This window comes from Pseudomonas sp. Z2-11 (genome assembly GCF_054161305.1).
On the sequence record NZ_CP096395.1, the window covers coordinates 3,374,089 to 3,395,801 of the forward strand.

Genomic DNA, 21,713 nt, shown 5'->3' on the forward strand with positions numbered 1-21,713 from the left:
AGTAAAGGGAGGATGAATATGAGCGATACAGCAGCGAATGCTCGACTGATTGATGTGGAGGAATCCCTTCTGTCCAACGGCGGCGCCCTGACGCTGGCCCAGCGCAGACAGTCATTGAAAGCGGCGGCGGCAGGGAACGTTTTAGAGTGGTATGACTGGACGATCTACAGCACTCTATCTATTTACCTGGCGGCAAACTTCTTCGAGAAAACTGACCCCACCTCTGCTTTGCTATCCACCTTGGCCATCTTTGCCGGCGGCTTCATCGCAAGACCTTTGGGCGGCTGGTTCTTTGGACGTATTGCCGATCGTCGAGGAAGAAAATTTACCTTGGTCGTTACGATGACATTGCTTGCGTTAGCAAGCTTGGGCATCGCGCTTCTACCCACCTATGAGACTGCTGGAGCATTCGCCTCCTTTGCCCTGCTCGTGATGCGGATCCTGCAAGGTTTCGCTCATGGCGGTGAGTCAGGGGTGTCCTACGTGTATGTGGCGGAAATCGCGCCAAGGGAACGGCGAGGACTCTGGACAAGCTCGGTATACGTCAGTGTGATTCTGGGTATCATGATTGCCACAGCCGTTGCTGCGGGTCTGACGTCGATTTTTACAGCCGACGTGATGAATGAATGGGGTTGGAGAATCGGATTCGGTGCAGGTTCGGTGCTCGGCCTGTACGTCATGTATCTACGTAAAAGTGCCCATGAAACAGAGGTCTTCAATGCAACTGATGCGGGCAAACTTCCGCCGGCAAGCGAAGCCTCAATCAAACCCGTAAGCATCGGTCGCATCATTATGACGGTGATGGTGATCAATGCGGCGATGAACGTTTGGTATTACACCTGGGTCGCCTTTGCTCCGGCAATGGCTATTACACAGCACGGCATGGATCCAAACAGCGCTTTCCTCTCGAGCCTCGGTGCGCAAGCTTGCATGATTGCATTCCTGCCTATTTTCGGATGGGTTTCGGACAAGCTGGGTCGGAGAATCAATTCAATGACATTCGCTGGCCTGGTCGTTCTGTGCGGGCTTCCGATTCAGGCGTTATTGTCTAGCGAGCCATCGTCGCTATTCATTGCGCAAAGCCTAGGTCTGTTTATCTATGCAATCGGTGTAGGGCATTACCCGGCTTTGATGGCCGAATTGGTGCCTGCTCGAATGAGGGGCATGGGCGTCAGCGTAATGACATCTTTGGCCGCTGGTCTTTTCGGCGGAACAGCACCCTATCTCAATTCCTGGTTGCATTCGATTGGCGAAGCCTGGGTGTTTTCCGCTTACGTGATGGCGCTCAACGTCATAATGTTTGTGGTCGTATATTTCATGCGAGAGACCAAGGGCATTGACCTGAGGCATTAATCGTCAAGGGGCGCGCATATACGGCGCCCTCTTCCATGTACGCGTCATGTACTGGCAGTGACCAGAACACTTCAGTAAAACAAAACTTAATTTAAAAGAGGTTTGATAGCTATGAAATTGGATAGCGTCGCCAGTGCGATTTATGCAATCAGTCGAGGTGAGATGGTCGTCGTGGTCGATGACGAAGATCGTGAGAACGAGGGCGACCTTGTCGTCGCCGCCGACCTGGTAACTCCCGAAACTATCGCTTTCATGATGCGTCTCGGACGAGGACTGATCTGTGTGTCCGTTCAACCGGAGCTGGCTGACCGATTGAATCTGCCGCTGATGGTGGCGGAGAACTCGGAGAGCTTTGCAACGGCATTCACCGTTTCAATTGACGGCGTACAGGATGTGACGACAGGGATCTCGGCAAGCGATCGCTCGAACACGATCAGACAAATGCTCGCCCCTTCTGCGAAGCCGCAAGACTTTCGCAGACCCGGCCACGTCTTTCCGTTGATAGCTCACCCACAGGGCGTGCTTGGCCGTGATGGTCATACTGAAGCGTCGGTTGAACTGGCAAAACTTGCAGGTTTGACGCCCAGCGGCGTTATATGTGAAATCGCCAACGATGATGGGAGTATGGCCAGACTCCCGGAACTTATGATCTTCGCCAAAAAACATGCCATGCCCATCGTTAGCATACATGATCTTATCGAATACGTAAGATACGATAAAATGCCCCATATGGGCATGACTCCAATGTGTATAGCGGTCTAGGGAATATTAGCAATGGGAATTATAAGCCTTGGATGTTTCATCGGCATGGCGCGTGAATAATTTCCGAAAAGTTTTAACCCTGTGAATTAGTACAATTATCACAGCGTGCGCTACCCGCAAACTCAAACCAACAAACCTAGACGTATACCAACATATCAAAAGTCCGGCATATCGGCGCTCCCTGCAAACGTGCTTCATAACAATAAAAAACTCGCGCCGACAGTACTCATTGTTGGCAAAAAGGAAGTGCACTATGTGGTCAAAATTTATTACCGTGGGGATGGCCGGCGCTGGTGTCTGCCTCAGCAGTGCAATGGTGGGCGCGGCAGAGTCGGGCAAGGGTTTTATAGAAGACGGTACGACTTCGGTGGGCTTGCGCAACTTCTACTGGAACGCCGACAACCGCAACGGTAGTTACCGCAATCCTGAAGGCGAGCGCCAAAGTTATCGCCAAGAGTGGGCGCAAGGGATCCTGGCCAAGTACAACTCTGGCTATACTCAGGGGTTGGTAGGCTTCGGCCTGGACCTGCATTACATGGGTGCGCTGAAACTCGACGGCGGTAATGGCCGGGTCGGCGATGGCATCGGTAATGGTGGCATCGTCTCGCGAGACAACCGGGGCGATCCGAAAAGCGGCTACTCCAAGGCTGGCGTCGCACTGAAGATGCGCGTCGGTCAAACCGAACTGGCGTACGGCGATCTGTTCCCCGATTCACCGGTGCTCAAGTACGGCGACATTCGTCTGTTGCCACAAACCCTCAGGGGCTGGAACGCTACGGACCGCTCGTTCGATGGCCTGACACTGAATACCGGGCGGTTTGTCGCCAGCAGCGATAGGGCGCAACCCAATCATGGCGGGAAATTGGGCACAGCCTATAGCGGGCGCCAGACTGACAGTGAGTTTGTCAGTTACTACGGCGGCAGCTACACCGGCATCAACAACCTAAAGATCAAACTCTTCGGTTCCGAACTGGACGATATCTGGAACCAGCAGTTTGCCTCGATTGACTACCGGCTGCCCTTGTACATCGGCGGCGTAATCAATACCGGGGTCAACTACTACCGCACGCGCAATACCGGCGCGGGCTTGTTGGGTGATATTCGCAACGATTCCTGGAGTACCCGCGTCGGCTATGCCCTGGGTGGACACAAGGTCGAATTGGCTTATACGCAGATTGATGGCGACCAGCCGTTTGACTATGTCTGGAACAGTTTCGATATCGAACTGGATTCAGCCGCTCAGGGCAGTGACTTCAACAGTCCCAACGAAAAAATCTGGAGCGCCCGCTACGATCTGGATGCCACGGTGCTCGGCGTGCCGGGCCTGACCTTCACCGCGCGCTACCTTCGCGGCACCAATATCGACGGCAGCGACGCCGGCGGCGCCTACTCTCGCTACCGGGCAGTGCGCGATGGCTCGCAATGGGAGCGTGACCTGTGGGTCAAATACGTCCTACAGAGTGGCCCCGCCAGGAACCTGTCACTGCGCTTGATGCACGCCTCAATGCGAACTGGGGGTGACTACGGCGCAATTGCCAACGACCTCGACCAGACCCGAATCATCCTCGACTACCCTCTGGATCTCAGTTTTCTGAAGTAGCTCAACGGGTGAGAGCAGCCGCAAATCGCATAGGCGTTCAAAGTCAAACCTGCGAAAAAAATCAGCAATTACATTCACATCGAAAAAATCGAAGTCAAACGTACAGAATAATTCGTTTGAATTGATGAGTGACGCTGCGCACTATCTCTTCAGGCAAACAGGAGAAACATCATGCAACTTGAAAATCAAAAAACGCCAGAGGTAGATCTGCGCAAATTCGCTGGCCAGTTTGCAGCTGGCGTATCCGTAATCTCAACTGCGGACGATGATGGTATCTGTGCTGGCATTACAATGACCGCCGTCATGTCACTCTCTCTTACACCTCCACTGTTCTTGGTGAGTCTCGATAATAGTTCCAAGACATTGAGTGCGATCCTCGACAACGGTCATTTTTGCATAAACTTTCTTAGCAAAGAACAAAGTACGGTCTCGCAATTATTTGCGTCGAAATCCGAAGCCAAGTTTGACCATGTAAACTTTTATAAAGGCATCTCAGGCAGCCCATGCATTGTGGGTGCTTTAGCGCATGGCGAGTGCGAGGTTCACGAATCTCATAACGGTGGCGATCACACCATTATAATTGGTCGAGTGATCAATACAACGATTAATGGTGGTGAGCCGCTTGTATACCATAGCGGCAAGTATGCAACTTTAGAGAATAAATAATTTTAACGCTTAGTTTGACCAACGGAATACACATAATGTCTAAAAAAATTCTATTTAATGCGTTTGATATGAACACCCCCGTGCATCAGTCCCAGGGATTGTGGCGTCACCCGGGTGATCGGTCGTCTGAGTACAAAACTATCGCTTACTGGCAGGAACTTGCGAAGACGCTCGAAAAAGGATTTTTTGATGGGCTTTTCCTGGCAGACGTTACTGGTGTCTATGATGTGTATGGCGGCAACTCCGACGCGGCATTGCGCAACGCTGTTCAAATACCGAGCCACGACCCGTTCGTGATTGTCCCAGCCATGGCTGCCGTCACCAACCACCTGGGCTTTGGCGTCACAGGTTCGTTGACTTATGAACCGCCGTATACCTTTGCGCGAAAAATGAGCACGCTGGACCATTTAACCAATGGTCGAATCGGCTGGAATATTGTAACGGGTTACCTCAACAGTGCAGCAAAAGCCAGCGGCGCGCAGGCACAAACAGGCCACGATACGCGTTACGAAATCGCGGAAGAGTACATGGAGCTCATGTACAAGCTCTGGGAAGGCTGCTGGGAAGAAGATGCGGTAGAGCGCAATGTCGAAACCGGCATTTATATCAATCCCGGCAAAGTTCACCCGGTCGATCACGATGGTCAATTCTTTAAACTCAAAGGTATCCACCTCAGCGAACCCTCCCTCCAACGGACGCCCGTTCTTTATCAAGCTGGCGCATCGCCAAAAGGGCAGGCATTTGCGGGTCGCCATGCGGAATGCGTATTCGCCAGCAGCCCAACGAAAACCGTGCTCGCGGCGACTGTAAAAAAACTCAGGGCTGCAACGGTCGCTGAAGGACGTGCTCGCGACAGTGTTGCTGTGTTTGGCATGATGACATTGATTGTTGGCCGAACTGACGCGGAAGCAGAGGAAAAACTAGCCGAATACAAGCACTACGCCAGCTATGAAGGCGCATTGACGTTAATGTCGGGCTGGACAGGTATTGACTTCTCTTCCTGTGATCCGGGCGATGCAGTCAAGCATATCCGCAACGACAGCATGCACACCGCAATTGATCGCTTCACCATTTCCGATCCGAACAGGGTTTGGACCGTAGGTGAGGTTGCCGAGCACATTGCTGTAGGCGGTTCTGGTCCATTGATCGTAGGCTCTCCTCAACGAGTCGCCGATGAACTGCAACAGTGGGTAGAAGAAACCGATATCGATGGTTTTAACTTGGCGTATGCCGTAGCGCCGGACACAATCAAGGACATCGTCGAGTTGCTAATTCCTGTTCTACAAGAGCGAGGAATCTACAAGACTGAATACACACCAGGGACGTTGAGGGAAAAACTCTTCAGCCAAAGCCGCTTGCTGCAATCTCCACATCCAGGGGCCACCTATCGAATCTAATCAAGCCCATGACAGGTATGGTCCCTTCGCTTCCAGAGCAAGTCGGGCCTTGAGTAGCCTGGCGAGTGCCAAACGCCGCAGCGAGCCGCCATAAATGCCATCTCTGCTATTTATCAGGAATCGAAACATGTTGAACACTGATCTGCAATCTTACGAAATCGTCATACTTGGTGCCGGTTTCGGAGGCCTGGGTATGGGCGCGCAACTGAAAATGCGCGGGATCGAGAACTTCATCATCCTGGAGCGCGGCGACCGAATTGGCGGTGTATGGCGCGAAAACAACTACCCCGGCGCTGCTTGCGACACTGAATCACACCTGTACTGCTACAGCTTTTATCCACACTTGCGTGTGAGCAAAATGTATGCCGATCGAGATGAACTGCTTCGCTACCTCGACGCCATGGCATCACGTTATGAGCTAATGGATCACATCAGCCTGGACACTGAACTTGTCCGAGCGCAGTGGAACGAAGAAGCGAACGAATGGGACTTTGAACTGGGCGATGGCCGCAGCTTGAAGGGACGGTTCTTTGTCCCGGCCTGGGGACAGCTCAACAGACCGGTTGTACCAGGCTTCAAAGGACTGGACAGTTTCGCCGGCCAATACTTTCACTCTGCACAATGGCCGGCCGATATCGATCTGGTCGGCAAGAAAGTTGCGAGCATCGGCGCTGCAGCTAGCGCGGTACAATACGTGCCTGAAGTCGCCAAAGTTGCCAGCCAGTTGACCGTGTTTCAGCGCAGCGCCAACTGGATCATGCCACGCAATCAGATCGTCTTTACACAACAAGAACTGGATGCCTTTGAGCGCACACCCGATCTGTTCATGCAAAGCCGCAATAAACTGCACGCGTTTCGGGAAGATGGCTATGCTCGCACCCGCCATGGCACCGACGCCCAAAAAGAAGGCATCAAGATGGCTATGGCGCATTTGGCAGCGCAGGTGCCAGACGAAGCGCTTCGGGCCAAACTGGTGCCGGATTACGAGTTCGCGTGCAAACGTATTCTACGCTCGGACGACTATTATCCAGCGTTAACACGCGAAAACGTCGCGCTCGAAACGGCCGCGGTGGCAGAATTCACCCCAGAAGGCATCGTCGACGAGGAAGGTAAACGGCACGCCTTCGACGTGGTGATTTTCGGTACCGGCTTTGCCAGTCAGGCCTTTCAAGGTGACCTTCAGGTGGTCGGCCGGGAAAAACAAACCCTGCACAGCCGCTGGGCCGAAGGCGCCGAAGCCTATCTGGGAATGAGCGTCCCCGGTTTCCCCAACATGCTCATGATCTACGGCCCCAATACCAACTTGAACCACAACTCGATCATCTCACTGCTTGAGATCCAGCAGAGATACATCATTCAGGTCATCGAAGGCTTGGCACACAGTCGGCAGGCCATCGACGTCAAGCAAGATAAATTCGATTCCTTCAATGACCGTTTGCAAACGAACATGCTGTCATCCGCCTTCTCATCCGAATGCTCCAGCTGGTACAAAAATGCTGCAGGGAAAATCATCAATAACTGGTCAGGCACTCTCGACGAATATGAAGTGCTCACAGCAAAATGGCAGAGTGATGACTACAACTATCTGTCCTGAGCAAAGACGTTCGTTACGTCGTAAGCGTAGCGCGGCAAGGTCGATGGGCCGAATAACAAAACGGTGAGTGCTGTTGACTTTGCATGAGTCAGGTCAAAAAAGGGGCGTTCACTCGATGGCGGGAGGTCGTTGCCGCGTTCAGGAAGGGAGCAAGCCGCACTGATTGCCCCAGCTGCAGCGGCTGCCAATCTATTTGGTATGAAAACTGCTTTAGCTCTACACAGCTACCGGAAATATGTTGAGCTCATGGTTTCCGGATTGGGGTATGAAAATCGGTAAACTTCGTACCCGTTTTGTGGCCGGCAATCCGCTCGAGGGCACCCATGCATCATTCACGACAAGTCGCTACCTCTCCCCCTGCGCACTTCAACAGCCGTCCCGCCGGCGTTAAACCGGCGTTGTCAGATCAAGCGAACGAGACAAGCCTGTTTCTTCGCTCTGTACATCCCGGCCAGATACCCGCAACGGCTCACGTCATCGCTTTGGTCATTGATCTTGCCCGACAGCGTGGACTGAGTGCAGAAGCGGTGCTGCATGACTGTCATTTACAGGTGGAGCACCTGCACTCCCCCTCAACCAGACTGACTCGAGAACAAGAGCTGAAAGTCTTCGAGAATCTCCTGGTACTGAGTGGCGATGCGACGTTAGGGCTTGAGATCGGAAAGCGTCTGCACGTTTCCTGCTTCGGCCTGCCGGGCTACACGATGTTGGTCAGCGCAACGATCAAGGATGCCATCCAGTGCCTGAGCGCCTTCCCATTGTTAATGGGCCTGTACTACAGCATTACCATCCGAGATGAGGGTGACCGGACTGCGATTGTTTTTGACGATTTCAACTACGCAAAGCTGCTCGAACCCATGTGCGCGGACATGATGCTGGCTTTGATCATGTCGATAATCGAGGATCTTACCGGGCGTCCAATACAGCCGCTCAGGGTCACTCTGCAATACGCTCGCCCCTCACACCATGAATCCTGCACCGAATTGTTTGGTCGTGAGGTTCAATACGGAGCCCCGGAGAACGCGATCTATTTCCCCAGTGATTTGCTGCTCGCTCCTGCTGCACTGGCCAATGCTGTCAGCGGCGAAGAGCATTACCAGCAATGCCTCGATATGGAGCGCGATTTGATAACGAAATCCTCCAAGGATCTTGTATCGAAGATAAACGAATTGATGTCACGAAATTTGAGTGAATTCGATACGCTGGGGCGTGTGGCCGAGCATTTATGCCTCACTGAAAGGACGCTGCGACGCCGCCTGAAATCGATTGATGTTTCCTTCCAGCAACTACTCAGCGGAGCTCGCCAGAAGCGGGCCGAGGATTTGTTACTAAAAGGAATGAAAATTGCCGAAATTGCCGAACTCCTCGGCTATAGCGATATCGCCAGTTTTCGCCATGCGTTTCGCCGCTGGACAGGTGTCTCGCCTAGCCAATACCGCCACCAGCCTGTCAGCTGATCGTGCCCGCACTCGCTTATCCCCTCCCCCGTTATGACCGTGGCCATAAAAGCCACCAAACGCCAAGTGAGACTTGTGAATCACTTGGCCTCCCCCTGCGCGCCGCGTTCATGAGTTAAAAAGCCTCCCGCTGACGAACGCTGGCAGCGAATCGTATTGTCCGGATTTATCCCCTGTTTTGTCCTGCTTGGCTCTGACTTCACTCGCCACTTCGGCAAGAGAATGAGTTCGCATGTGGCGACCCAGAAACCGCCCGTTCGTTGGACTTCAACCACGTACAGGAATAAAAATAATGAATGAGATAACCGTAAAGGGTGCCGCCCTTGATGATTTATCCAGCGCTGTCGACTTGTGCCAACGCAGTACGAAATCGACGCAACGCATGTCACGAGTCTTAGGGTTGCCCTCACTCGTTCTGTTCGGATTGGCCTATATGGTGCCACTGACCGTCTTCACCACTTATGGACTGGTTACCCAGACAACATCAGGGCATCTACCCGCTGCTTATGTTCTCACTCTGATTACCATGTTGTTCACCGCTTACGGCTACGGCCGCATGGCCGCTTCGCTACCTTATGCTGGATCGGCGTACGCCTATGCAACTTCCGCATTCGGCGGAAAGGTCGGCTTCATGGTCGGTTGGGTATTGCTGCTCGATTACTTGTTCATACCGATGATCTGTTACCTGGTTATCGGCATCTACATGGCCCAGTACTTCCCCACCGTGCCAATGTCGGTGTGGATTTGTGGCAGCATCCTCGGTGTATTGGTACTGAATGTCGTTGGCATTAAGTTATTGTCCAAGGTCAACTTCGGCCTGATCGGAGTCCAGATCGTATTTATCGTCGTATTCATCGCAGCTTCCGTTGTTTCCATCAGCGATGGCCCTCCGGTTTCCTTCTCCGCACCTTTTTTCAGTGCTGATATGAATTTTCAAGGGCTGCTGAGCGGTGCTGCCACGCTGTGCCTGTCGTTCCTGGGTTTCGATGCGGTGTCGACGTTGTCCGAAGAAACACGCAACCCAAAGCGCAACCTCCCACGCGCCATCATGCTGTGCACCTTGCTAAGCGGCTCGCTATTCATACTCGTTGCCTACGTTGGTCACGTGGCTTTTCCAGACTGGCGCACATTCAAGGACGTCGACTCGGCAAGTTTACAGTTAATGCAGCATGTGGGCGGTCAACTGCTTTCGGCTTTTTTCACGGCCATCTATGTCGCCGGGTGCTTCGCCTGCGCGATGGCCGCACAAGCCAGTGTCTCGCGGATTCTCTTTGCTATGGGCCGTGACGGTGTACTCCCTAAGCGCATCTTTGGCGTGACCAGCAAGCGATTCGGAACGCCTGTTTCAGCCTCCCTGGTCGTGAGCCTGCTGTCTCTGATTGCACTGGAGATCAGTCTTGACCTAGCCTCGACAATGATCAGTTTTGGCGCGTTGACCGCCTTCTCCTTTGTCAATCTCTCCGTGATCAAACACTTCCTCGGGGACAAAGGGTTGCGAGGACCTCAGGCCCTTCTGCGCTACGGCTTGATTCCGCTAATCGGCCTAAGCCTGACCCTTTGGCTCTGGACCAGTCTCTCTGTGACCACTTTCGAAGTCGGCCTGGCTTGGCTGGCTGGCGGTCTGCTCTACCTGCTCTGGCTGACGAAGGGGTTCCGCCGTCCCACGCCGCAATTGCATCAGCACGAAGCCTAGAACTTTCCATAACAGCACCCACACCAAGGTTGCTTCAACAATCTGAATAAGAGAATTTCACATGACTATTCTTGAGAACATTACGGCCCCATCTAATAAAAATGAAGAACTTCAGGCTCTGGCGAAGAAACACCTGCTCCTGCACTTCACCCACGCTGATTATTACGATAGCGCCCCACTGACGATTATGAGCCGTGGCGAAGGCTGCTGGGTCGAAGATGAGTCTGGAAACCGCTATCTCGATGGTTTGGCCGGCCTGTACTGTGTGAATATTGGTTACAGCCATGGGGTAGAAATTGGCGAGGCGGTAAAACGCCAAATGAGCCAACTGCCGTATTTCTCTAACTGGGGTTATGCCAACGAGCCCTCCATCCGCCTGGCGGCAAAACTGGCCTCACTGGCACCGCCGCAGATGAACCGTGTTTTCTTCACCTCCAGCGGTTCGGAATCCAATGAATCGGCAATGAAATTGGTCCGCCAGTATCACTTGGCTCGGGGCGATCATGCCAAAACCAAACTCATCGCCCGACGTGTTTCTTACCATGGCACCAGTTATGGCGCGCTTTCACTCAATGGTATGACCAACATTCGCAAGACCTTCGAGCCCTTGATGTCCAGCGTTCGACATGTATCCAACACCAAACGCTACAAGCGCCCGGAAGGTGAAAGCGAAGCGCAATTCACGGCATTCCTGCTCAATGAAATTGAATCACTGATCATTCAGGAAGGCCCGGATACTGTTGCGGGGATTTTCATCGAACCGATGCAAAATGCTGGCGGTAGCCTGACGCCGCCCGCCGGCTACGTCGAAGGGGTACGCCAGTTATGCGATAAATACGGCGTGCTATTAGTCGCCGATGAAGTCATCTGCGGCTTTGGCCGCCTCGGTGAGTGGTTTGGTTCGACACGCTACGGCCTCAAACCGGACATCATCACCTTCGCCAAAGGTATCGCTTCAGGCTATTTCCCGTTGGGGGGGATGATTACCAGCGATGCGGTGATGGAGCCAATCCTCAACGGCCCGCACAAAATGTTTCTGCATGGTTTGACCTATGGTGGTCATCCAGCTGCGTGTGCCGCGGCGCTGACCAATATCGAGATCATGGAACGTGAGGGCGTGCTCGAAAACGTGCGCAACAATCAGGATTACTTCCGGGTGAAGCTCGAAGCACTGAAAGTCCATGCCATCGTTGGAGACGTACGAGGTGACGGTTTCCACTACTCACTCGAGCTGGTCACCGATAAAGCCGACCGCACCTGGACATCGAGCGTACCGTCCACTGAGTTTGTCGCCACCCGCCTGGCGCCAGCCCTGTTCAAGTCGGGCTTGCTGTGTCGCGCTGCAGTTGACCATGAAGGGACGCCGCTTATTCAGCTGTCCCCACCTTTGATCCTCTCACGAGAAGAAATTGACTGGTTGGTTGCGCAACTGGATGCCGTGCTGACCCAACAAATCGAAATCGGCTTCGATTGACCGTCCTGATCGTTTAAAAATGTATCAGTCCTACCCGCCTCAATCAGATGGCAATGCTCGACCGTGCGCCTCATTGGCGCACGTGCCGGCCACCGCTGGGTTCACGCGCCTTATGAAGTCCGGATCGACCTACCTTGGGGTCTTTTGCCTGCTCGTGACCTCCACCGGTTGGGGGCTCAACTGGCCAGCAATGAAACTGCTGCTTCAGGAATGCCCTCCTCTGTTCGCGCGCGGCAGCGCCGGACTCTGCGCATCACTGTTGATGGCCGCGTTCGCTACATTCTGTGGTCAGTCGCTCAGCGTACCCAGAGATCAATACCGGCGGCTAGTGATAGCGGCCTTGTTCAATGTCACTATTTGGATGGGTTTTTCGACGCTGTCGATGCAATGGCTCAGCGCAGGCCAAGGCGCGCAACTGGTCTATACCATGCCTATCTGGGCGGTTTTGCTGGCTTGGCCAATCACTGGCCGGCGCCCATCCCCGGCCAGCCTGCTAGGTCTGGGACTATGCATAGCGGGGATTCTGATCCTGTTCGGTGCAGATAATGCTTTGCTGGGAATGAACAAGACACTGGGCGTATTATTTGCCTTGTCAGCAGCTATCCTGTTCGCCTTGGCGACCGTGGCGTTCAGGCCTCCGACCCTGCTTCCATTGGCCAATGCGGTTTGGCAACTCGGCATTGGCAGCTTGCCGATGCTTGCTTATGGCTGGCTGTTCGAAAGCGCTGACCTGGCAAAAATCACTGCGGTTGGTTGGTCAGTTTTTATCTACATGACACTGGTGCCAATGGGGATCTGCTACATCGCGTGGTTCTACGCGCTGAAAAAGCTGCCCCCCACCACTGCATCCATCAGCACCTTGCTGACCCCTATCGTGGGTGTGCTCGCCGGGGCCGCGATGCTTGGCGAACACATCGGCATAAACGAGCTCTCCGCATTGGCACTGACCCTGACGGGAGTGGCGTGCGCCTTGATAAAGCGCAGATCGCACCCGCCAGCGAACGTTCCAGTACACAAGCCATAATCTTCGAATACCAACAAAAAGGGAAATTCGCCATGTCTGACCTAACTCGTGCTAACTGGGAGCAACGTGCCCGGGACCTGAAGATCGAAGGCCGCGCCTACATCAATGGCGAATACACCGATGCGGTGTCGAATGCCACATTCGAGTGCATCAGTCCAGTCGATGGGCGTCTCTTGGCGCTTGTCGCCAGTTGCGATGCTGCTGACGCCCAACTCGCCGTAGAAAACGCCCGCGCCACATTTGATTCCGGCGCCTGGTCGCGCCTGGCGCCGGCCAAACGCAAAGCCACCATGATTCGTTTCGCCGGCCTTCTGAAGCAACACGCCGAAGAGCTCGCGCTGCTTGAAACCCTGGACATGGGCAAGCCGATCAGCGACGCCCTGTACATCGACGTTCCCGGCGCGGCACAAGCCCTGAGCTGGAGCGGTGAAGCGATCGACAAGATCTACGACGAAGTGGCCGCCACCCCGCACGATCAGTTGGGCCTGGTGACCCGCGAGCCGGTTGGCGTGGTCGCCGCCATCGTGCCGTGGAACTTCCCGCTGATGATGGGGTGCTGGAAACTCGGCCCGGCGTTGTCCACGGGTAACTCGGTGATCCTCAAACCGTCGGAAAAATCGCCACTGACCGCCATCCGCATCGCTGCGCTGGCCATCGAAGCCGGCATTCCGAAAGGTGTACTGAACGTGCTACCGGGCTACGGTCACACTGTCGGCAAAGCGCTCGCTTTGCATAATGATGTCGACACCCTGGTGTTCACCGGTTCGACCAAGATCGCCAAACAACTGCTGATCTACTCAGGCGAATCGAACATGAAGCGCGTCTGGCTCGAAGCCGGTGGCAAAAGCCCGAACATCGTGTTCGCCGATGCACCGGACCTGCGAGCCGCCGCCGAAGCAGCGGCCAGTGCCATCGCTTTCAACCAAGGCGAAGTCTGCACCGCCGGTTCGCGTCTGCTGGTGGAACGTTCGATCAAGGACACCTTCCTACCGCTGGTGATCGAAGCGCTGAAAACCTGGAAGCCTGGTAATCCGCTTGATCCGGCGACCAATGTTGGTGCATTGGTGGATACGCAGCAGATGAACAACGTGCTGTCCTATATCGAATCCGGCCATACCGATGGCGCCAAACTGGTGGCCGGTGGCAAACGCATCCTTGAGGAAACGGGTGGCACTTATGTTGAGCCGACGATTTTCGACGGCGTAAACAACGCGATGAAGATCGCCCAGGAAGAGATCTTCGGCCCAGTGCTGTCGGTGATTACATTCGATACCGTGGAGGAAGCAATTAACATCGCCAACGACAGTCCGTACGGCCTGGCTGCTGCGGTGTGGACTGCCGACATCTCCAAGGCACATCTTACCGCCAAGGCCCTGCGTGCCGGTAGCGTGTGGGTCAACCAGTACGATGGGGGCGACATGACCGCGCCGTTTGGTGGCTTCAAGCAATCGGGCAACGGTCGCGACAAGTCGTTGCATGCTTTCGACAAGTACACTGAGCTGAAGGCGACCTGGATCAAGTTGTAAAAAATCAGAGCCCAGCCGTCTCGTGCAATCCGAGGACTAGCGTTGCCCCAAGGCATGGTCGCAACTTGGCCATGCCTGTTTTTGACCGGTTCCCGGCACCAGCATTAATGAATACGCAAAATCTCACCCGCATTTGCCAATGGTCACATAGACGTCGACCGATTCTTTCATGATGACCAACACTGACAATTACATGCGCAGGACCTGCTAATGGGTGGCTGCGACATCGCTCAAATCAGTAGATCCGGCACTGCGCATCGCTCCTCGAGCAAACGCATAAACATGGTCAGACTCGGCGGCGGCAAAAACTGAGTGCAACACCTGACCTTTCCGGTACGGTGCTGCCCCTAGGTCTTATTCCTAACTCAGCGTTGAAGAACGCGCCACCATTCAAATCGGTCATGCCAAAGGCTTGAGCCTGAACAGGATTGCCTGCTTGATCGCCTTCGACCATCAGTCGGGGCTGCGCCGTAATCGACCTGCCTGCGGCGGCTACTCGGCCCGCATGGCCCAGCAGTAGATGCCAGGCCCGCCGACAGGCTTGTCGACCGTTGCGAACGTTGTTGCCGGGTAGCGAGCGATTCGAGTTGGTGACCCACATGCTGCGTGAGCGTTTGTCTCCCGAGCAGATTGCCGGCAAGCTGCGCAGTATGAACATGCCCAACCTTGGAGATGCCTACGTCTGTCGCGAGACGATCTACAACGCCATCTATGCCCTGCCGGTCGGATCTGTCTGCGCCAAAGCAAGACGACACGCAGGCCGCGATCTGGAGGGGTGGATTGGCGCGGCCAGATCCCCGAAATGGTCAGCATCCATGTGCGCCCGCAGAGATCGAAGACAGACTAATGCCTGGGCATTGGGAAGGCGATCTGATCAAGGGCAAGGCCAACGCGCGCGGCATGCTGAAATCACCCAACAGACCAGCGTGGCCATTTACCTCTGCGACCCGCACAGCTCTGGCAGCGCGGCAGCAACGAAAACATCAACCGTCTGATTCGTCAGTACCTGCCCAAGGGGATGGACTTGTCGGGACACAGCCGGGCACAGTTGGATACCATTGCGTTGCAACTAAAAATGCGCCCCCGTAAACGCTTCTATTTCAAATGCCCGATTGAAATGATGGGTGAGGTGATGCAAATGGCTGTAGTTGTGAAAGGTATGGAGACTTGTGACGCGTGCTATATCGAACTGGCTAATACTGCGTGGGCCTGTCAAAAATACGTTTGGCGGTTGCAGGAGCTGAGTGCAACACAGTTATTGAATTGAAGTGGGTGCATCGTGCCGCATACTTAGGGTAAAGACCGATCCCAACTATCGAATTTTTCGACAGGAGAGGATCGGTTTTTTTCATTTGATGTCGTGATTTTGCCGAGCGATATTACATTTCAATTACTGCCCTGAATTTTCATCCACTTCGATAACAAAAAAAACATCACTAAACAGATGCATGGGGGAAATCATGACGACAAACAAAATTAAGGCAGCAGTGGCTCAGTTGGAGCCAGTATGGATGGACAAGGACGCCAGCATTGACAAAGCAATCGAGTGGATTCAGAAAGCTGCAAAACAAGGCGTCCAAATCATTGCGTTTCCCGAGGTGTTCATCCCGGGCTATCCCGGATGGATCTGGCAAGGTCCGTTTACTTTCGGACTAAAATTTAGCCAGCTCTATCAGAGGAATTCGATTACACGAAACGGATTGGAAATACGACGCATAGCGGCTGCCGCACGCGCAAATAATATCATCGTTGTCATGGGTTTCTCCGAATATGACCGGGGCAGCCTCTACATGTCTCAAGCGACATTTGACGAAACGGGCGCACTTATTTCTGTTCGACGTAAGATCAAGCCTACGCACGTTGAACGTTCAATTTTTGGCGATGGGACCGGAGCAGACTTACAGGTACATCAATTATCTGTGGGAAGGGTTGGCGCCCTGAATTGCTGGGAACACTTTCAACCACTCTCGAAATACGCCTTGTTTAGCATGGGCGAACAGATCCATGTGGCAGCTTGGCCGAACATGTCGAACCACGCAAAACTGGTCGAATCCTTCGCTCCCGATGTCACGCATGCAGCCAACCGAACTTACGCAGTTGAGGGTCAGGTATTTGTCCTTGAAGCGCACAACATCATCAGTCAGGAAGGCGTCGATTATTTCACCTACGACGATATGAGTCGCGAGACCTTCGAAGTTGGCGGCGGATGCAGTCGAATCTGGGGACCGAACGGTGAAAGTCTCGGCAATAAGCTCGCTCTGGATGAGGAAGGTTTGTTAATTGCTGACCTCGATTTTGACCTGATCGATGGAGCAAAGTGCGGGGCCGATCCCGTTGGCCACTACTCACGCCCTGACATATTTCAATTGCACATCAACCGGACTCCGGCACGGCACGTAGTGGAGTACTGGCACGGAAGCACACCGGAGAGCGGCCCAGGGACTACACACCAACTCAACGGTATTCCGACACGGCCAGTCATCAATTTGCTATCCCAGGTTGAAGAGTCAACGCCAGACGAGCAGATCGATACAAAAGACCTTTTTAAAAAATAGGTCAATGCTCAAAAACTTGGCCACTTAGATCCGATACATATTCCTGCCCCCCCTAAATCGACCAATCGATGCTTATCGATAGGAGAGTCAAATGTCGGCTGTAACTATAGCTAACGGCCAGGTGGGGGCGGTTAAAGACCGACTCACCGCGTATCATATATGGGTCATGATCCTTGGCGTTTTAGGATACGCATCCGTTGCAGCGGACTCGGCCCTACTGCCTACGGCTTTTCCATTACTCAGCAAAGACCTAGGCCTGGACCTCACGACTCTAGGATATATCTATGCCGCTGGCTTTATAACTTGCGGGGTCATTGCGATGACGGTGGTTGGACGCGCGACTGATAAATGGGGCAGGAAGCCCGTTATGGTCGCCGCGCTCTCCATCACAGCAGTATTCACCATGCTATCCAGCTTAGCGTGGGACGTTGCTTCATTCACGGTCGCCCGCACGATCGCTACCGTTGGGTACGTGACGTGGGCAACCGCCGGAGTGTTAATTGCTGAGTCAGTTCCATCTAAGCATCGTGGGTGGATGGTCGGATGTATTCCGGCGGGCTGGGGGCTCGGGTTCGGGTTGTCTGCACTGTTTTCCGGTGAGGTTGCAACAAGCATAGGTTGGCGACCTACTTTCCTTCTTATTGGCGCGCTCCCCTTCGTATTAGCGCTGCTCGTAGCATTCACTATCCAGGAAACTCCCCGATTCTTGGCAATCAAGAGAATGAGTAGCGAGGAGCTCGCCGCCCTCCGACAGGCCAAACCGTCGATCAAGACTCTCTTCTCCCCTGGGCTGCGCCGCCGCACCATTGGGGTCAGTATGTTCTACTTTTTCGCTGTCTGGATAAACCAGCTCACGTCCTACTACTCGATTCCATATTTGGACACGCGCGGCATCGATTTCGTCACGGCAAATAATGCTATTACAATCGGAAGCTGGGTTGGCGTGGTGGCTACAGTCGCCACCGGATTGTTTACTGTTATGCGTGGCTCTCATTGGACGTTAATCACGCTGTCGATCATCAGCGGTCTGGCGTGCGTAGGGCTGCTAATGTCAGAAACCAACACCCTAATTCCTATCTTCATCATTTGTATGGTGTTAGCGCTGGCACTTTGGGGGGCTGCTCCCAATCTGAGCCAGGAAGCATTTCCAACGTGGGTTCGCGGCACGGGCAGTGCATTCGCCTCGGGGTGCGCGTGGGCCGGATTTGGAATTTCGTCCTTACTAATCCAGCCAATGGTAAGCACCTTTTCGTGGTCCACCATCTGGATCATTGTCGCGATTCCAATCACAGTGATTTTAGTCGTTGCTATATTATTCACTCCCCGACCGAATAGCCGGAACGCTGACTTGGAGGATTTCTGACAGCTTTCCTTAGTTAAAGCAACAACCGCGCGACTCGGATCACGACTGCGCGGTCTGCATCCAAAAGCGCGGTCTAGGTACCCGTCATCTCGACCGCTGACGATGGGTCTGTGTGCGGGCATTACAATGACCGCTGTCTCCGATCCGAACAGGGTCTGGACGGTAGGTGAAGTTGCCGAGCACATCGCCGTAGGCGGTTCTGATCCCTTGATCGTAGGCTCCCCTCAACGGGTCGCTGATGAGCTGCAACAGTGGATAGAGGAAACTGATATTGATGGTTTCAACCTGGCGTATGCGGTGGCACCCGACACGATCATGGACATCGTCGAGTTGCTTATTCCCGTCCTTCAGGAGCGGGGAATCTACAAGACTGAATACACACCAGGAACGTTGAGGGAAAACTCTTCAACCAAGACCGCTTGTTGCAACATCCACACCCAGCAGCCAGCTATCAAATCTGAGCCTTCCCCTCGCTTCGAGAGCACGTCACGCCTCGAGCAGCCTTGCGAGCAAAGCCGCATAAGCTGCACGCATTTCGGGAGGATGGCTACGCTGGCACCCGCCATGCCACCGACGTCCAAAAGGAAGTCTGCGTTCGGACGACTATTACCCAGCGTTGACACGCGACAACGTCGGCGCTGGAAACAGTCGCGGTTGCAGAGTTTACCCCGGAGGGCATCGTCGACAAGGAAGGCAAATGGACGCCTTTGATGGGGTGAGTTTCGGTGCCGCTGGCAAAATCATCAATAACGGGTCCTGCTCTCTCGATGAATACCATACGCTCGCAGCCAAATGGCAGAGTGCGTCTTGGCGTTCCACCCTGCATCGGTTTCGTAGTCCTGGGGGTCGCCTCCGGCTTGTCGATCACCAAATTGTTCCTGGCGGGGATCGCCCGGGGCTGATGATCGCCACTGCGCTGGTCATCACCTGGTGGCTTGTGTCCCGTCGCGACAACGACGTCCAGCTGAGCCCCAAGGCCTCTGGCAAGGAACGCCTCAAGGCCTTGGCTGACAGCACCTGGGCGCTGCTGTTGCCCGTGATCATCGTGGTCGGCCTGCGCTTCGGCATCGTGACGCCTACCGAGGCGGGTGCGGTGGCGAGCGTCTATGCGCTGCTGGTGTCGTCGCTGATCTACCGTGAGCTCAGCCTGAAGTCACTCAGCGAATTGCTGCTGCGCGCAGGAAAAACGACCGCGGCCGTCATGTTCCTGGTCGCCGCCGCCTCGATTCCGGCCTGGATGATCACCATCGCGGACATCCCAGAACAGATCATCGACCTCATTCAACCGCTCATGGACAACCCGAAACTGCTGATCGTGGTGCTCATGCTGCTGATCCTGCTGATCCTGCTGATCTCCATGGTCATGGACCTGACGCCGACGATTTTGCTGCTGGCGCCGATCCTCGTGCCTGTCGTGACCGCCGCGAACATCGACCCGATCTACTTCGGCGTGCTGTTCATGATCAATTGCTCCAGCGGCCTGATTACATCGCCCGTGGGTACGGTGCTCAACGTCGTCTGTGGCATCGGCAACATGCGCTACGAAGCGCTGCGCAAGGGCACCGTCCCGTTCCTGATCGCCGAAACCATCGTCCTCTTCCTCCTGGTGATCTTCCCTGACCTGGTCACTGTTCCAGCGCGATGGTTCGCCCACTAAAACAACCGACAAGAAAAAGGAAAAAACCATGATCAAGCATCTAACCGTCCTGGCTGCCCTGCTGGCCAGCAGTTTGAGCTTCGCCGCCGAGTACAACGCTCACACGATCAAGTTTGCCGCCACCAGCCCTAAGGGAACGCCGCCAGCCATTGGCATAGAGCTGTTTGCCAAGAAGGTCAATGAACGCAGCGGGGGCAAGATCAAAGTACGGACCTTTCCCAATGGCGTGCCTGCAGGGCTAAGCCGTGGCAACCGCCTCCCATCGATCTCACTTGGCCAGAGGGTTTCCTCAATCACCAGCATGCGATGACTTACCACCACTGCTCGATTTGAAGACCGATATTCGAACCATGTAAGTCATTGCCAAAGGTACCGGTAGTGGACAGTGTCGAGCCTGGATCAAACTGGTCCGCCGCGGCTTGAGCCGCCTTGTTCCAGACTGCATAGGTGTAGAACAACCTGAACTCCGGTCGCGACTTGAACTGCGGCCCCTTTGGCGACCAGGTCGGGGCCACGGTGAACTTGCTCAGCTTGCGGGTACCGCCCGAGGCCTGAACACTATCATGCCCCATTTCGGTAGAGACCTTGAACCGCTCGGAAAAACCGTAAACCAGGCGACCGCCCAGTGAGGTCCAGTGCAGATCGCTGCCGTTCGGACGCTTGTCACGTTGATATACCGCGGCGAGCTGGCCACCCCAGTTGCGGGTCAACTGCCAGTCGAAGTAATCCAGCACGCGATAGGAAACGTCAGCGTTGCTCAGGGTCGAATCGCCGGTGCTGCCCAGCGCCGTGCCCGGGCCCTGGCCTCCTTGCACAGCAAAAGTGTTCACCCCGCCCCACCCCATGAAATCGCTCTGTTTGTGCTGCAACGTCACAGCCACACCACTGTGGGCATTGGCCTGTCGGCTGGGTTTTTCGAGATAACTCAAACCAATCTCGAGCGCGCCCTTGGGGTTGGTTTCAAACCCCGCCACGTTAAAATCAATGCGACTCTGCACTTCTTTCTGGTTTTGGTTATCCTTGCGCGAAAAGGCCAGGCTGTACTTCAGGCCACCGACATTAACGTTCTCAAGGCCCACGCCGGTCGCACTCTGGTTCCAATAAAAAAAATCTGAAATATTGACGTCATTACGTTTGTAGTAGCGTCGGCCGGCCCATAGATTACCGCCGTTGAGCGCGGCAATATTATTCCAGTAACTGTAGGCCTGAACCGCGCGTATTTGCCCGTTGTCACCGTTGAAGGTCGGTGTTCGATCGTATTGATTGAGAAAGCCAACCATGCCATACACGCCGAACACCGAACCGTCGCCAAGGGTATATAAATCCTGCTTGAGGCCAAGTTCGCCATATTGCTCACACTCATTGCCCAAGCGATATTTTGATTGAGCGCCCTGCAACTTGAAACAGCGCATCGCGCCGGATCCCGAAGAGTTACCCAGCCCGCTACGCAGGTACCCGTCGGTTTCGAGTGCCTGGGCATCTTGATGAAAGACTATCGACACTAACAAAGCGGCTAGCAAGCCTGTGTTTATATTCATGACATATTCTCTAATTATTATTTTAAGGTGAAGCGCGCAGCAAAAACCAAGGTT

At 54.3% G+C, this 21,713-nt stretch carries 16 protein-coding genes and 1 pseudogene; 16 read left to right on the top strand and 1 reads right to left on the bottom strand.

The window, feature by feature from the left end:
* Positions 1 to 18: 18 nt before the first annotated feature.
* From M1E16_RS14845 to M1E16_RS14920, 16 genes and pseudogenes are all read left to right on the top strand, one after another.
* Complete coding sequence (locus M1E16_RS14845; RefSeq protein WP_122306040.1) at positions 19 to 1,353, top strand: MFS transporter; 1,335 nt, start codon at positions 19 to 21, stop codon at positions 1,351 to 1,353.
* A 111-nt stretch (positions 1,354 to 1,464) separates the two neighbouring features.
* On the top strand, positions 1,465 to 2,115 hold the full coding sequence (gene ribB, locus M1E16_RS14850; RefSeq protein ID WP_122306041.1) for a 3,4-dihydroxy-2-butanone-4-phosphate synthase: 651 nt from the start codon (positions 1,465 to 1,467) through the stop codon (positions 2,113 to 2,115).
* Between the two features lie 253 nt (positions 2,116 to 2,368).
* A complete protein-coding gene (locus M1E16_RS14855) occupies positions 2,369 to 3,715 on the top strand; it encodes an OprD family porin (protein WP_458127695.1) in 1,347 nt (448 codons plus the stop codon).
* 171 nt (positions 3,716 to 3,886) lie between these two features.
* A complete protein-coding gene (locus M1E16_RS14860) occupies positions 3,887 to 4,381 on the top strand; it encodes a flavin reductase family protein (protein WP_122306042.1) in 495 nt (164 codons plus the stop codon).
* Positions 4,382 to 4,416: 35 nt separating this feature from the next.
* Positions 4,417 to 5,778, top strand: a complete 1,362-nt coding sequence (locus M1E16_RS14865; RefSeq protein WP_250963330.1) for an LLM class flavin-dependent oxidoreductase — start codon at positions 4,417 to 4,419, stop codon at positions 5,776 to 5,778.
* 127 nt (positions 5,779 to 5,905) lie between these two features.
* Complete coding sequence (locus M1E16_RS14870) at positions 5,906 to 7,372, top strand: flavin-containing monooxygenase (protein ID WP_433861507.1); 1,467 nt, start codon at positions 5,906 to 5,908, stop codon at positions 7,370 to 7,372.
* A gap of 323 nt (positions 7,373 to 7,695) precedes the next feature.
* Positions 7,696 to 8,829 carry an AraC family transcriptional regulator gene (locus tag M1E16_RS14875; RefSeq protein ID WP_458127696.1) on the top strand — a complete coding sequence of 378 codons (1,134 nt, stop codon included), beginning with the start codon at positions 7,696 to 7,698 and terminating at the stop codon, positions 8,827 to 8,829.
* A gap of 292 nt (positions 8,830 to 9,121) precedes the next feature.
* The gene (locus tag M1E16_RS14880) at positions 9,122 to 10,522 is read left to right on the top strand and encodes an APC family permease (protein ID WP_458127697.1); all 1,401 of its coding nucleotides are present in this window, start codon (positions 9,122 to 9,124) and stop codon (positions 10,520 to 10,522) included.
* A gap of 61 nt (positions 10,523 to 10,583) precedes the next feature.
* Entirely contained in the window at positions 10,584 to 11,996 is a 1,413-nt protein-coding gene (locus M1E16_RS14885) for an aspartate aminotransferase family protein (RefSeq protein WP_458127698.1), read from the top strand.
* A 112-nt stretch (positions 11,997 to 12,108) separates the two neighbouring features.
* Entirely contained in the window at positions 12,109 to 13,020 is a 912-nt protein-coding gene (locus M1E16_RS14890) for a DMT family transporter (protein WP_122306048.1), read from the top strand.
* A gap of 32 nt (positions 13,021 to 13,052) precedes the next feature.
* The gene (locus tag M1E16_RS14895; RefSeq protein WP_458127699.1) at positions 13,053 to 14,546 is read left to right on the top strand and encodes an aldehyde dehydrogenase; all 1,494 of its coding nucleotides are present in this window, start codon (positions 13,053 to 13,055) and stop codon (positions 14,544 to 14,546) included.
* 364 nt (positions 14,547 to 14,910) lie between these two features.
* Positions 14,911 to 15,702 (top strand): annotated as a pseudogene (locus M1E16_RS14900) (IS30 family transposase); the annotation flags it as partial.
* A gap of 304 nt (positions 15,703 to 16,006) precedes the next feature.
* The gene (locus M1E16_RS14905) at positions 16,007 to 17,101 is read left to right on the top strand and encodes a carbon-nitrogen hydrolase family protein (protein WP_458127700.1); all 1,095 of its coding nucleotides are present in this window, start codon (positions 16,007 to 16,009) and stop codon (positions 17,099 to 17,101) included.
* Between the two features lie 91 nt (positions 17,102 to 17,192).
* Positions 17,193 to 18,464 carry an MFS transporter gene (locus tag M1E16_RS14910; protein ID WP_458127701.1) on the top strand — a complete coding sequence of 424 codons (1,272 nt, stop codon included), beginning with the start codon at positions 17,193 to 17,195 and terminating at the stop codon, positions 18,462 to 18,464.
* 697 nt (positions 18,465 to 19,161) lie between these two features.
* Entirely contained in the window at positions 19,162 to 20,121 is a 960-nt protein-coding gene (locus M1E16_RS14915) for a TRAP transporter large permease subunit (RefSeq protein ID WP_458127702.1), read from the top strand.
* 28 nt (positions 20,122 to 20,149) lie between these two features.
* Complete coding sequence (locus M1E16_RS14920) at positions 20,150 to 20,431, top strand: hypothetical protein (RefSeq protein WP_259641049.1); 282 nt, start codon at positions 20,150 to 20,152, stop codon at positions 20,429 to 20,431.
* 1 nt (position 20,432) lies between these two features.
* Here the strand turns inward: M1E16_RS14920 and M1E16_RS14925 are convergent, their stop codons facing one another.
* A complete protein-coding gene (locus M1E16_RS14925) occupies positions 20,433 to 21,659 on the bottom strand; it encodes a maltoporin (RefSeq protein ID WP_433861498.1) in 1,227 nt (408 codons plus the stop codon).
* Positions 21,660 to 21,713: the final 54 nt, after the last annotated feature.